We start from the raw sequence: 12,753 nt of genomic DNA, 5'->3' as shown, positions 1-12,753 counted from the left end.
CTGCCCGGGCAGACCGTATTGCCTCGTATTCAGGAACGTAATCCCCTGAGCGCCCATACGGTAGAGCCAAGAGCCCCGCGCTCATCCATGCGGGTGAAAGGTGAGACCGTCCCAGGAATACCTCGGCGAAGGACGGGAACGGGGCATTCAGTGGGGCCTAGGCCGACGCGGCGCTCAGCGCAGCCGCGAGGCCGCGAGCACGGCCGCGCCGACCGGCGTGCTGCCCGCCGCGGTCAGCGCCCGGGCCGCCTCGGCCAGCGTCGCGCCGCTGGTCACCACGTCGTCCACGAGCACCACGGCCCGCTCCCCGAGCAGCCGCGCGCTGGCGGAGCGCACGGCCAGCGCCCCGGCCAGGTTCTCCGCCCTGGCCCGCCGGCCCAGGCCGGCCTGGTCGGCCACCTTCCGCCGGTGCGTGAGCGCGGGCAGCACCGCGGCGCTGCGACCGCTCTCTCGCAGCCGATGGGCGGCGACGCGGGCCATCCGCAGCATCGGGTCCTGGCCGCGGCGCAGCGTGGCCGAGCGGGTGGAGGGGACGGGTACCAGCCACAGCGGGTCGCACCCGCAGGCCGCCGCCTCCGCCGCCCTGGCCAACTCCTGGCCGAGCGGGCGGGCGAGGTCCAGGCGCCCGTGCTCCTTCTGCGCGATGATGATCTCCGGCACCGGATCGAGATACGCCGCCAGCGCGTGCACCGGCGGCACCGGCCCGAGCCCGTCCTGCGGCCGCAGCAGCCGCGCGGGCAGCGGCGGGCCGGACAGGCTCAGCGCGCACAGGGTGCACAGCCCGGGCAGCGCGGATCGGGACCTCGCCTCGCCGCAGCCCGCGCACTCGAGCGGCAGCAGGAGGTCCGCCAGCAGCAGTCCCCAGCTCTTGAGCCTCATCTGACTGATGATAGGCGGAGTGCTGAGCGCGCGTCAGTCCCGCGGAGCGCGAGAATCCGCAGGATCGAGCGCACATCCGCTCCGGTGCGCCGTGAGTTCGAGAGCTGATCCGGGTCCGGGGCCGGCGCAGGGCCCGGATCCGGCCCGCGGGTGCCCGTCACACAGGCCCGGGGCCGCCGCTAGGGGCTGTGCGGAGTTCAGATCTAGATCAGCGGAACGGCTCAGCGGCGAGTCTGGGCGCCTGTCCGGGGCGCCCTCATACTCGGTCGTCTGTGGGCGTTCCGGACAGGCGGCCAGGCGAAGCCACGGCGCCGAAGGCAGGCCCCGAGGGCGCTGGGCCGTTCCGCCTAGATCTGGACTCCGTACAGCCCCTAGTAGCTCGGCGAGCTCACCGGTCCGGCGGTCAGCAGCTGCGCGTCCTGTCCCTCCACGGACAGCACGTAGAGCTTGCCCTCCTTGGTGGCCGCGATCGGCTGACCGCCCGAGTTCCAGCACACGTCCTGGGTGTCGGTGACCGGGTTGGCCTCGATCGGCTGCTGGGTGAGCGAGTAGTAGACCGGCGAGCCGTCCGCGTAGAGCTGGAAGAGCCGCAGCGAGCCGGCCACGGCCGGGATGCCGAGCACGGAGAGGGTGTCCTCCTTGTACCAGCCGAAGTCGAGCACCTGGGTCCACGAGTCGGCCACCGTCGCCGCGCCCTGGAACTCGAGCGTCCAGGAGTCGTCGAACTGGCCGCTCGCCGTGCCGATGGCGACCGAGTAGCCGTCCGCGCTGGACTGGTAGGACACCGCCACCCGGTCCCCGTCCGGCGCGGCCGCGATGTCGCCCACCGCGCCGTCGAGCCCCTCGACCTGCACCTGGTAGTAGTTTCCGTCGCTGTACCGGTAGATCTCGGTGACCCCGTCGCTCACCGCGGTGAACCACAGGTGCCCGAGCCCGTCCCAGCTGAGCGAGGAGATGTCGGTGCCGTTGAACACCGAGTGCAGCTGGCCGGTGTAGGGCTCCTGGTCGACGATGTAGAGCTGGGTGCCGTCCTGGCTGGTCAGCGCGATGTTCTGGCGCCCGGGCTGGACCGCGACCTGGCCGAACTTGGTCTTGGCCGAGCCGAACTGCACCGGCTGCGGCGCGGTGCTGGTGGACCCCGGGTTCAGGCCGAACCGCTCGACCTGGCCGTCCTTGGTCACCGCGTACACGTCGTTGGCCGCGGCGCCGTTGCCGAGCCCGTAGCTGTAGTAGGCGCCGAAGTCCACGCCGTCCAGCGTCTGGCCCGAGGCGCTGTCGTCGGCGTCGACCACCCGCACGCTGCTCACCTTCGTACTCACGCCCGCCGAGAGCGTGGCGGCCAGCTGCAGCGCGAGCGTGTTGCACTCGGCCCGCGGCTGGGAGCAGGCCTTTCCGGCCAGCGTCACCAGGACCGAGTCGTCCGGCTCGAACGCCAGGCTCTTGAGCGTGGCCGCGCCCACCCCGTTCACGGCCGAGTCGCCGAGCCGGGCCGGGACGCCGGCCAGTACCAGCGCGGTGAGCTGGTTCGCGACGGCCTGGTCGGAGTCGGTGCCCGGCAGGTACACCTGAGCCGGGATCAGCTTGCCGTTCTGCTGCGCGTTCGCGAAGAAGATGTCGTGCACGGCGTATTCGGACTCGAATTCGGACTGCTGGAGCACCACGCCGAAACCGGGCGGCAGGCTCGATATCAGGTAGCCCTTGTCGGTCTTGGTCAGCCCGAAGCTGAACGGCTGCTCGCCCATCTGGGCCGAGTACTGCGCGTGCGCGTCGAGCACGCCCACCACGTCGCCCGAGACCGTCTCGACCGTCCCGCCCTCGTCCGAGGCCGTCGGCGCGGTCTGGGTGCCGTCGGCCACGACGATGACCGACTTCTGGTCCGTCTTCCACTGCTGCTGCGCCGCCGCGGTCAGGTAGGCGGCGGCGATGCCGCTGTTGGCCGAGCCGCTGCGCGCGGCCTGCAGGAACCCGGCGACCAGGTTGCCCGGCTGCTCGTCGCCCGACGGCGGCGAGGGCCAGATCTGGATCTGCGAGTAGCCTCCGCCGCCCGCCTGCGTCACCGGCGTGACCGGCCCGCTCGTCTGCAGGCTCACGCAGCCGGCCGTGCACCCGGCCAGCGCGCCGAGCCCGGCCACGCGTATCGCCCGCCCCGGAACGCGCTGCATCCTCACGCTTGTTCCCCCTCGTCCCGCGCCCGATCGGCGCGTTCGCCCTCGGGTGAGCCGGGGTCCTCGGTCCCCGCTCCTGTTCCGATCCCGGCTCCCGGACCCACGCCGGTACCCGCGCTGAGCGCAGGCGGCGGCGGGTTCTCGTCAGGGCCGGGCAGTACGAACGTGCTCGCGGTCAGCTCCAGCCGCGAGGCGGAGCGCCCGAGCTCCGGCGGCTGCGTCATCCCGGCCCGCACCAGGCCGCGGGTGTGCGACGAGGCCGGCGGCAGCCGCCGGTGGCGCTGGTGGTGCTGCGAATCCTCCGGCTCCAGCCGGATCGGCGAGTGCAGCAGTTCGGTGCCGACGGTGCGCGGCACGGTCAGCCGGAACTGGGTGCCCCCGCCCGGCTCGCCCCAGGCCTGGAGCCAGCCGCGGTGCAGCTTCGCGTCCTCGAGCGCGATCGACAGGCCGAGGCCGGTGCCGCCGGTGGTGCGCGCGCGGGCCGGGTCGGCCCGCCAGAACCGGTTGAACACCAGCGAGGACTCGCCCGGACGCAGGCCCACGCCGTAGTCGCGCACGCTCACCGCCACCGCGTCCTCGTCCGCGGCGACGGAGACCACCACGTCCTTGCCCTCGCCGTGCTCGATCGCGTTGACCACCAGGTTGCGCAGGATCCGGTCGATCCGGCGGGTGTCGACCTCGGCCACCGCCGGGCCTTCGGGGAAGCGGGTGATCACCCGGCTGCCCTTGCGCTCGGAGAGCGGCTCGGCGGAGTCCACCACCTTCTGGATCAGCACCCGCAGGTCCACCGGCTCGGCGTCGAGCACGGCCGCGCCGGCGTCGAACCGGCTGATCTCCAGCAGGTCCGCCAGCAGTTCCTCGAACCGGTCCAGCTGGGTCTGGAGCAGCTCGGCGGACCGGGCCACGGTCGGGTCGAAGCTCTCGCGCTCGTCGTGGATCAGGTCGGCCGCCATCCGCACCGTGGTAAGCGGCGTGCGCAGTTCGTGCGAGACGTCGGAGACGAAGCGCCGCTGCATCCGGGAGAGTTCCTCGAGCCTGCGGATCTGGCTCTGCAGATTCATCGCCATCTTGTTGAAGGACGTGGCCAGCGAGGCCAGGTCGTCCTCCCCGCGCACCCGCATCTGCTCGTCCAGGCGCCCGGCGGCCAGCCGCTCGGCGATGGCCGCGGCCATCCGCACCGGCACCACCACCTGCCGGGTGACGAACCAGGCGATCCCGGCCAGCGCCAGCACCAGGATCAGCCCGGCCAGCGCCAGCGACTCCTCGACCAGGTTCAGCGTCTGCTGGTCCTGGGCCAGCGGGAACGCGTAGAAGATGTCGGCGACCAGGCCGGAGTTGGTCGAGACCTGCCGGGCGAAGATCACCGAGGGCACGCTCTTGGGGCCCTCGGGCGAGCTCTCCTGCAACACCGCGTACTGCTGGTAGGTGTGGTCGGAGGAGTTCCTGATCTGGTCGCGCAGCTCGGACGGGACCTTGGACGGGTCGAAGTTGAGCGAGCTCTCCGGCGCCACCGAGTTGCTGCCGTCGTCCACCAGCTCCACCGCGACCTGGTAGAGCTGGCCGCCGGCCGAACCCCGGTTGAGCTGGTCGGTCAGGCTGGAGACCAGCGCGTCCGCGTTGCCGCCGTTGGCCGTGGTGCCGGAGCCGAAGGACTGCAGCGTGGACTGGGTCTGGGCGAAGCCCGACTCGGCCACGCCGGAGGCCACCGTCAGCCGGGTCGACTGCAACCCCCGGGCCACCCGGTCGGCCACGTACTCGCCGAGCCCGACCGCCACCACGACGGAGAGCACCATCGTCACGGCCACCACGCGGAACTGCAGCGACCGCCGCCAGCGGGAGCGCACCTGTCCGGGGAAGCGCAGTGCGGCCGCGCCCCACCGGCGCCACCTGAGCGCCATGATCAGCAGCCACCCATCGCGTCGTGACCCGTTATGCCCGTCCGCACGCGGCTCAGGCCGGGCCGGCCTTGTACCCGACGCCGCGGACCGTGATGACGATCTCCGGCTTCTCCGGGTCGTGCTCGATCTTCGAGCGCAGCCGCTGGACATGCACGTTCACCAGACGGGTGTCGGCAGCGTGCCGGTAACCCCACACCTGCTCGAGCAGCACCTCGCGGGTAAACACCTGCCAGGGCTTGCGGGCCAGGGCCACCAGCAGGTCGAACTCCAGCGGCGTGAGCGCGATCGGCTCGCCGCCGCGCTTGACCGAGTGCCCGGCCACGTCGATGGTCAGGTCCCCGATGGCCAGGGTCTCCGGCTTGGGCTCGTCCGCGCGACGCAGCCGCGCGCGCACCCGCGCCACCAGCTCCTTCGGCTTGAACGGCTTGATGACGTAGTCGTCGGCGCCGGACTCGAGGCCCACCACCACGTCCACGGTGTCGCTCTTGGCCGTCAGCATGACGATCGGCACCCCGGACTCGGCCCGGATCTGCCTGGCCACGTCGATCCCGTCCCGGCCGGGCAGCATCAGGTCCAGCAGCACCAGGTCCGGCTTGAACTCCCGGAAGGCGCTGAACGCGCGGTCACCGTCGGCGACAGCGGCGGTCTCGAAGCCCTCGCCCCGCAGGACGATGCCCAACATCTCCGCCAACGCGGTGTCGTCGTCGACGATCAGCACGCGACCCTTCATACGGGGTTCGCTCCTTCCACGGGGTTACCGAGACATCCTCGCATACAGCGACAACTTCACACCTAGTTCGCGTAGTCGACAAGGCCTTGGGGGCCTCGGCGTGGATACGCCCGTCTATGGCACGGTGGATTTGTCTCTACCTGGCATGACAGAATCTGCACCCTACGCGGTTGCGGGAGAGGCCGCGTGGAGTTCAACGAACCGCGGCGAGGGTGGGGAATGCCCGAGACTCCGGCAGGTGAGGCGACGAGGCCGTGGACCTCGCCGTCCACCGCCGTCACGCCCCCGAACACCGGCCCCACGCGTCCGGCGGGACCGGCCCCGGCGGCCACGCCCCTGCTCACCGCCCCGGGCCGGCCGGCCCGACGACGCGAGTTCCGGCAGCGGCCCATCCCGCTGCGCCCGATGACCGTGCTCGAGCTGATCGACGGCGCGATCGGCGCGCTGCCCACGCTGCCCAGGTTCCTGCTGGTGCGCGCGGCCGCGGTCATCACCGCCTGCGGCGCCGTCGCGCTCGCCCTGACCTGGTGGTTCAACCGGGCCGTGAGCACGGCGGTGCAGGCGCACCCGATGTGGATCAGCACGAACCTGATCGGCGACACGGTGGCCTCCTTCGCGCCGAGCAAGGGCGAGCGGGTCAGCCTGGTCACCACCGAGATCCTCATCGCGGTGGTCTGCTCCGGATTCGCCGCCACGGTCGTCGCCGGCCTGTTCGCCCCCTCGGTCAAGGCCTACGTGGACGCCGAGCCGGCCGACGCCACCGCTCTGCGCACGCTGCTGCGCGGCCGGGTGGCCCGCCTCTACGCGCTCGCGCTGATCACCTCGCTGCCGCGGATCGTGATGACGGTGCTGTTCGGCCTGATGGCCTGGAGCTCGGCGATACACCCGGGCAGCATCGTGGCCGGCTGGTACGTGCTGGTGCTGCTCGCCCTGGGCATACCCTGCGTCCTGCTCACCGCCACGACCGCGGTGGCGGCCCCGGCCGCGGCCCTGGAGGGCATCGGCGTGGCCGCGGCGCTGCGCCGGTCCCGGCGGCTGGCCCGGCGCGGGGTGCTGCGGATCGCCTGGACCTGCCTGCTCACCCTGCTCATCGTGGCGGCGGCGACCGCGGCCCTCGACGTGATCGGGGCCGAACTGCGCAAGACCTACGGCGTCGGCGCCCAGTTCGCGGCCCTGCCCGGCAGTCCCGGCTTCAGCTGGTGGCTGCTGACCTACGCGCTCGTCTACCTGCTGACCGGGCTGCTGACCACGCCCTACCGGGCCGCGACGGCCGTGCTGGTCTACGTCGACCGCCGCTTCCGCCGCGAGGGCCTGGACATCCGCATCGCCTGGGCCCGGCTGGCGCAGATCGCACCGCGGCGCGGGAGCGGAGGCCCGAGCGCATGAGCGTGATCCGCGCCGACGTGCCGGTGACGCCGGACAAGCAGCAGGCACAGCAGCTGGCGCAGCAGGAGCTGTCCCAGGGCAAGTACCACCTGGCCCCCACCACGCCGCCACCGCCGACCACGGCCTCTCCGTCGCCGAGTCCGACCCCCACTCCGTCGCCCACGGCCACCGCGGCCGCGGCGCACCACTCCTCGAGCGATCTGACCACGCTGCTGGTGGTCGTGCTCATCGTCATCTTCGGCATTGTGCTGCTGCTGATCCTGCGCAAACTCGGCAAGCCGCGCCGGGACGCGAAGGACAAGAAGTCCGAGAAGGACAAGGGCACTGAGACCCGGAAGTCCAAGGCCCCCAAGCATCTCGGCGCCGCCGCCGAGCGCCCGCTGACCGGCGCCGCCCTGCACCGGCACAACGCCGAGCAGGCGGCCCGCGGCGGCGACTGGCAGGAGGCCATCCGCGAGCGGTTCCGGGCGACCATCGCAGTGCTCGATGAACGTGCTCTGCTGCCCGAGCGCCGGGACCGCACCGCCGACGAGGCCGCCTGGGACGCCGGTCTGGTCCTGCCCGAGCACTCCGCGGCCCTGCTCGACGCGGCCCAGGCCTTCGACGAGGTCGAATACGGCGAGTACCTGGGCACACCGGAGGGTTACAGCGTGATCAGCGCCGTGGACGAGGCCGTGAGCACGCGAGAGCAGGCGGTAGGCCGATGAGGCAGCACGCACGCCGGAGCCTCGCGCTGGTGCTGATGTCCGCCGCGCTCGCGCTCGGCCCGGCCGCCATGGCCGGGGCGGACAGCGGCCCGCTGGCCGACCCGACGAACAACGACGCCCTGCTCAATCTGCTGATGGAGAACGGCGTCGAGTACGACACGGCCCAGTCCCCGGACGAGGCCCTCGGCGACGCCGGACCCGACTCCACCCTCGTCATCAACGACGACGAGGTCGGGCTCTCCGCGGCCGAGGTCTCCGAGCTCGCCACCGCCCAGTGGGGCCGGGTGATCGTGCTGACCACCGACGCCGACCTGCTCGCGGCGTTCGCTCCCGGGGTGACCCTGGCCGGGTCGAGCGACGACCCGGAGCGGAGCACGACCACGGGACTGCAGGCCTCCTGCGACCAGGCCGATGCCGCCGTGGCCGGAACGATCCTGGCGCCGGACTACTCCACCTTCTACGCGATCAACGAGCCGAAGGCCACGGCCACGGCTTCGGCCTCGCCGAGCGCGAGTCCAAGCGCGCAGTCCACCGCGTCGACCGCGTCCGCCTACGTCTCCGACGTGACCGGCTGCTACGACGTCGCGTCCGCGGCCGGGGAGCACGAGCCCACAATGGTCTCGCTGCACGACGACCACACCGGCGGCGACGTCATCGTGCTCGGCACCACGTCGTTCGCGGAGAACAGGTACCTGACCGACGACGGGGACGCGGCCCTGGCGCTGCGGCTGTTCGGCGCGCACTCCGACCTGGTGTGGCTGGCCGCCTCGTTCACCGAGGACCCGAACCTCGGCGGCTGCGGCGGCTCGGCCTGCGACGGCGGCTCCCAGTCCGGCGGGGCCGGCAGCGGCAACCAGACGCTGCTGCCCACCGCCCCGCCGCAGGCGGGCGGAGCCGGCGCGCTGCAGGTGAACTCGCTGCTGCCGCACTGGATCTGGTGGGCCGTGCTGCAGCTGGTGGTCGCGGCCGCGGCCCTGGCGTACTGGCGGGCCCGGCGGATGGGACGGCTGGTGGGCGAGGCCCTGCCGGTGCGGGTCCGCGCGGCCGAGACGGTCGAGGGCCACGCGAATCTCTACCGCAGGGCCGCCGCGCACGGCCGGGCGGCCGGCCTGCTGCGCGCGGCCACGGCCCGCCGGGTGGCGCCGCTGCTGGGACTTCCGGCCGGTCCCGCGGGCAGATCCCCGCAGATGCTGGTGGCGCCCCTGGCGGCGCGGCTGGGGCACAGCCCCGAGGAGGTACACGCCGTCCTCGCGGGCGACGTGCCGCAGACCGAAGCCGAACTGGTGCGGCTGACCGACCAGCTCGACCGATTGGAACAGGAGGTCCGGTCACGGTGAGCGAGTCCGGAGCCACGCATGTCACACCGGTGAGCGACGGCGCTCCCGAGGTACCGCACCAGTCCATGCCCGCGCCCGGGGTCCCGCCCCAGGCGCAGCCCTTCGACGCGACGCTGCCGGCCACGCCGTACGCCGACGCGCCGCAGCCGATCCCGACCCGGCCGGCCACCCCCGCACAGGCCCCGTCCGCGCCCGAACAGGGCCAGTCCGCCGAGGCGGCGCAGGCGGCCGCGGCGCTGCGGGCCCTGCGCGGGGTGCGCACCGAGGTGGCGAAGGCGGTGGTGGGCCAGGACGCGGCCGTCACCGGCCTGGTCATCGCGCTGCTGTGCCAGGGGCATGTGCTGCTCGAGGGCGTGCCCGGTGTCGCCAAGACGCTGCTGGTGCGCGCGCTGTCGGCGTCGATCTCGCTGGGCACCAAGCGGGTGCAGTTCACCCCGGACCTGATGCCCGGCGACATCACCGGCTCGCTGATCTACGACGCCCGGACCGCGGAGTTCTCCTTCCGCGAGGGCCCGGTGTTCACGAACATGCTGCTGGCCGACGAGATCAACCGCACCCCGCCGAAGACCCAGGCGGCGCTGCTCGAGGCGATGGAGGAGCGCCAGGTCTCCATGGACGGCGAGTCCCGCCCGCTGCCGACGCCCTTCATGGTCGCCGCGACGCAGAACCCGCTGGAGTTCGAGGGCACCTACCCGCTGCCGGAGGCGCAGCTGGACCGGTTCCTGCTGAAGCTGGTGCTGCCGCTGCCCTCGCGGGACGAGGAGATCGCGGTGCTCGAGCGGCACGCCAAGGGCTTCGACCCGCGCGACCTCGCCGCGGCGGGCGTGCGGCCGGTGGCGGACGCGGAGCAGCTGGCCGTGGCCCGCGCGGCGGTACGCCGGGTGACGGCCGCGCACGAGGTGCTCGGCTACATCGCCGACCTGGTCCGCGCGACCCGCGCCTCCGCCGCGTTCGAGGTCGGTGTCTCCCCGCGCGGCGCGACCGCGCTGCTGCAGGCCTCGCGCGCCTGGGCCTGGCTCTCCGGCCGCGACTACGTGACCCCGGACGACGTCAAAGCACTGGCCAAGCCGGTGCTGCGGCACCGCGTCCGGCTGCGCCCGGAGATGGAGCTCGAGGGCGTCTCGGCCGACTCCGTGCTCGATTCGATCCTCGGCGCCGTGGTCGTCCCACGGTGAGAACAGGCAGCAGGCGCGGCGCGGACACCCCGGCTCAGGCTCAGCCCCAGCAGCCGCCGGTGCCCCCGCGCACGCCCGCAGCCTGGGGCCAGGGCGGGCAGCCGCCCGCGCCACTGCCCCCGACGCAGGTCCAGGGCGGCGGGAGCTGGGCGGCCGCGGCGGGTACGACGCAGACCCATGCCGCCGCTGCCTCCGCGCCCGGGCCCGTCCCCACGCGGATCCTGCCGACCGACTTCGCCGCAATCCCTCACGATCAGGCTGCCCCCGCACCCGTCGGTACCGGCACTTCTGAAGCGCACGACGCCCGCACCACCCACTCGGCCCGGCACGCCGTGCGCAGCATCGTGCTGACCGGGCGCACCGGCCTGGTCGCCGGGCTGGGCAGCGTGGCCGTGGCGGCGGGCTCCGGCCTGCTGCACGTGCCCGGGCTGCTGTGTGCCGCGGCGTTCGAAGCCGTGCTGGGCACCGGAATCGCGATGGACCTGGTGCAGTGCGGCCGGCCGCAGGACCTCGAGTTCGAGCGCGGCGGCGACGCGGCGGTCCGCCTCGGCGCCACCGCGCATGTCAGCCTGCTGGTCCGCAACACCGGTCAGCGCACCCTGCAGGGAGTCCTGCGCGACGCCTGGACGCCGAGCGCCGGCAGCGTTCCCCGGGAACCGGCGTCCGCCGACTCCCCCGCGGCCGCGGCGCCTGGGCGTCTGCCCGTGGAGCCCCGGCACACGCTCGACCTGCCTCCGGGAGCGGTGCAGCACGTCGAGACGGTGCTCACGCCGACCCGGCGCGGAGACCGCAGGCCCGACCTGGTGACGGTGCGCACGTTCGGACCGTTCGGCCTGGCGGGACGTCAGGTCTCGCACGAGGTCCCGTGGCGCCTGCGCGTCCTGCCGCCGTTCCACAGTCGCAGGCACCTGCCGATGCGGCTGCGGCAACTGCGCGAAACCGACGGCGCCACACCGGTTCTGGTGCGCGGTCAGGGCAGCGAGTTCGACTCGCTGCGCGAATACGTGATCGGCGACGACGTGCGTTCGATCGACTGGCGGGCCACCGCCCGACGCAACGACGTCGTGGTGCGCACCTGGCGTCCGGAACGCGACCGCCACGTGGTGATCGCCCTCGACACCGGCCGCACCTCCGCCGGCCGGGTGGGCGACGAGCCGAAGCTGGACTCCGCGATGGACGCCGCGCTGCTGCTGGCCGCCCTGGCCACCCGCGCCGGAGACCGCGTGGATCTGCTTGCCTATGACCAGGATCTGCGCGTCTCGGTGACCGGCGCCCTGCCCGGCCGCACGCTCGCGCTCTTCAGCGACGCCATGGCCACCCTCGAGCCCGCCCTCGTCGAACTCGACGGCAGCGGCCTGGCCCGCCAGCTGCTGGCCCAGGTGCGCCGCCGTTCCCTGATCGTGCTGCTGACCAGCCTGGACGCGGCCGCGATCCACGAGGGCCTGCTCCCGGAGCTCAAGCAGCTGACGAGGAAGCACACCGTCATCGTGGCCTCGGTCGCCGATCCCCGCATCGCCGAGATGGCGGCCGGCCGCGGCAACGCGAACGCGGTGTTCTCCGCCGCCTCGTCCGAACTCGCCCTGAGCGTGCGCCGCGGCACCGCCGCCGAGCTCGACCGCATCGGCGTCGAAGTGGTGGACGAGGTTCCCAGCGACTTCGCCCCCGCCCTCGCGGACAAGTACCTGTCGCTGAAGGTCCGCGGCAAGCTCTGACAGCGGCTGAAATACTGAGCCGTGGCCAGCCTCCTGCCTACCGGATGGACCGTCGAACGAGTGCGCGCCGTCTCCGGTGATGTCACCGCGGTCCTGCTGGAACCCACCATGGCCGTCACCGCGGACTTCTCCGGACAGGTCGAGGTCGGTCTCCGACCTGAGCTGGTCATCGCGTGCCACGAGCTCTGTGTCGTGAAATGCGTCAGCGACGACGACTGGTACATGGGGACGATCTTCGACGACGGATCGATTCTGTGCTGGTCGATCTATGCGACCCTCGAGCAGGCGCTTCGGGGGCTGTGATCGCCCGGCGAGGCAGCGCATGCTGAAGCCCGAGCATCCGAATTCGTGCACAAATGCCTGTAGGCCCCTGACCATTGCTGGTCGGGGGCCTACAGGGCTTACGTGTAGTGCGGCGGCGTCCTACTCTCCCACCAGGTCTCCCTGGCAGTACCATCGGCGCTGGCGGGCTTAGCTTCCGGGTTCGGGATGGGACCGGGCGTTTCCCCGCCGCCATGACCGCCGCACGTTCGTCAGATACATCAACCACACACCCCGGGCAGGGGCGGGTCGGGTACCTGTGAACCAGATAGTGGATGCGAGTGTGTGCTGCGCTGCAGCAGAAGAGAATCTTGATGGGTGTGTAAGCCCTCGGCCTATTAGTACCGGTCCACTCCACGAGTTACCCCGCTTCCATGTCCGGCCTATCAACCCCATGGTCTCTAGGGGGCCTTACCCACTCAAGGTGGTGGGAGGACTCATCT

Annotated in this window: 10 protein-coding genes and 2 rRNA genes; 6 read left to right on the top strand and 6 right to left on the bottom strand. The window is 72.6% G+C overall.

Annotated features, from left to right (window positions below):
• Positions 1-174 precede the first annotated feature (174 nt).
• From KDL01_RS42945 to mtrA, 4 genes are all read right to left on the bottom strand, one after another.
• Positions 175-879, bottom strand: coding sequence for a ComF family protein (locus KDL01_RS42945; protein WP_246575818.1), 705 nt, complete (start codon positions 877-879; stop codon positions 175-177).
• Between the two features lie 371 nt (positions 880-1,250).
• Complete coding sequence (locus tag KDL01_RS01905; protein WP_212526528.1) at positions 1,251-3,041, bottom strand: LpqB family beta-propeller domain-containing protein; 1,791 nt, start codon at positions 3,039-3,041, stop codon at positions 1,251-1,253.
• Positions 3,042-3,043: 2 nt separating this feature from the next.
• Positions 3,044-4,942: an MtrAB system histidine kinase MtrB gene (mtrB, locus tag KDL01_RS01900; protein WP_212526527.1), complete on the bottom strand. Its 1,899-nt coding sequence runs from the start codon at positions 4,940-4,942 to the stop codon at positions 3,044-3,046.
• 52 nt (positions 4,943-4,994) lie between these two features.
• Positions 4,995-5,672 (bottom strand): MtrAB system response regulator MtrA, encoded by a 678-nt coding sequence (gene mtrA, locus KDL01_RS01895; RefSeq protein WP_034267548.1) that lies wholly within the window; start codon positions 5,670-5,672, stop codon positions 4,995-4,997.
• Positions 5,673-5,891: 219 nt separating this feature from the next.
• Here mtrA and KDL01_RS01890 point away from each other — a divergent pair, with 219 nt between their 5' ends.
• From KDL01_RS01890 to KDL01_RS01865, 6 genes are all read left to right on the top strand, one after another.
• On the top strand, positions 5,892-7,058 hold the full coding sequence (locus tag KDL01_RS01890; protein ID WP_212526526.1) for a hypothetical protein: 1,167 nt from the start codon (positions 5,892-5,894) through the stop codon (positions 7,056-7,058).
• Complete coding sequence (locus KDL01_RS01885; protein ID WP_212526525.1) at positions 7,055-7,765, top strand: DUF4129 domain-containing protein; 711 nt, start codon at positions 7,055-7,057, stop codon at positions 7,763-7,765. The genes KDL01_RS01890 and KDL01_RS01885 overlap by 4 nt, the downstream gene beginning before the upstream one ends.
• Complete coding sequence (locus tag KDL01_RS01880; RefSeq protein ID WP_212526524.1) at positions 7,762-9,102, top strand: DUF4350 domain-containing protein; 1,341 nt, start codon at positions 7,762-7,764, stop codon at positions 9,100-9,102. The genes KDL01_RS01885 and KDL01_RS01880 overlap by 4 nt, the downstream gene beginning before the upstream one ends.
• 65 nt (positions 9,103-9,167) lie before the next feature.
• Positions 9,168-10,277, top strand: coding sequence for an AAA family ATPase (locus KDL01_RS01875; protein WP_212526588.1), 1,110 nt, complete (start codon positions 9,168-9,170; stop codon positions 10,275-10,277).
• 341 nt (positions 10,278-10,618) lie between these two features.
• Positions 10,619-11,989, top strand: coding sequence for a DUF58 domain-containing protein (locus KDL01_RS01870; RefSeq protein WP_212526587.1), 1,371 nt, complete (start codon positions 10,619-10,621; stop codon positions 11,987-11,989).
• A 60-nt stretch (positions 11,990-12,049) separates the two neighbouring features.
• Complete coding sequence (locus KDL01_RS01865) at positions 12,050-12,292, top strand: hypothetical protein (RefSeq protein ID WP_212526523.1); 243 nt, start codon at positions 12,050-12,052, stop codon at positions 12,290-12,292.
• A 107-nt stretch (positions 12,293-12,399) separates the two neighbouring features.
• On the opposite strand, the gene rrf is transcribed toward KDL01_RS01865, so the two are convergent.
• A 5S ribosomal RNA gene (gene rrf / locus KDL01_RS01860) occupies positions 12,400-12,516 on the bottom strand.
• Between the two features lie 112 nt (positions 12,517-12,628).
• Positions 12,629-12,753: ribosomal RNA gene (locus tag KDL01_RS01855) — 23S ribosomal RNA — on the bottom strand; the annotation flags it as partial.

The sequence above is a fragment of the Actinospica durhamensis genome (genome assembly GCF_018139695.1).
Classification (GTDB): Bacteria; Actinomycetota; Actinomycetes; order Streptomycetales; family Catenulisporaceae; genus Actinospica; species Actinospica durhamensis.
The sequence above is the reverse complement of the archived record's forward strand: the minus strand, read 5'-3'. Positions and strand labels throughout refer to the sequence as shown.

What these genes read in the sequence shown, in the direction of transcription:
- KDL01_RS42945 (WP_246575818.1), bottom strand. Translation starts at nt 879, where the DNA reads ATGAGGCTCAAGAGCTGGGGACTGCTGCTGGCGGACCTCCTGCTGCCG.
- KDL01_RS01905 (WP_212526528.1), bottom strand. Translation starts at nt 3,041, where the DNA reads ATGCAGCGCGTTCCGGGGCGGGCGATACGCGTGGCCGGGCTCGGCGCG.
- mtrB (WP_212526527.1), bottom strand. Translation starts at nt 4,942, where the DNA reads ATGGCGCTCAGGTGGCGCCGGTGGGGCGCGGCCGCACTGCGCTTCCCC.
- mtrA (WP_034267548.1), bottom strand. Translation starts at nt 5,672, where the DNA reads ATGAAGGGTCGCGTGCTGATCGTCGACGACGACACCGCGTTGGCGGAG.
- KDL01_RS01890 (WP_212526526.1), top strand. Translation starts at nt 5,892, where the DNA reads ATGCCCGAGACTCCGGCAGGTGAGGCGACGAGGCCGTGGACCTCGCCG.
- KDL01_RS01885 (WP_212526525.1), top strand. Translation starts at nt 7,055, where the DNA reads ATGAGCGTGATCCGCGCCGACGTGCCGGTGACGCCGGACAAGCAGCAG.
- KDL01_RS01880 (WP_212526524.1), top strand. Translation starts at nt 7,762, where the DNA reads ATGAGGCAGCACGCACGCCGGAGCCTCGCGCTGGTGCTGATGTCCGCC.
- KDL01_RS01875 (WP_212526588.1), top strand. Translation starts at nt 9,168, where the DNA reads ATGCCCGCGCCCGGGGTCCCGCCCCAGGCGCAGCCCTTCGACGCGACG.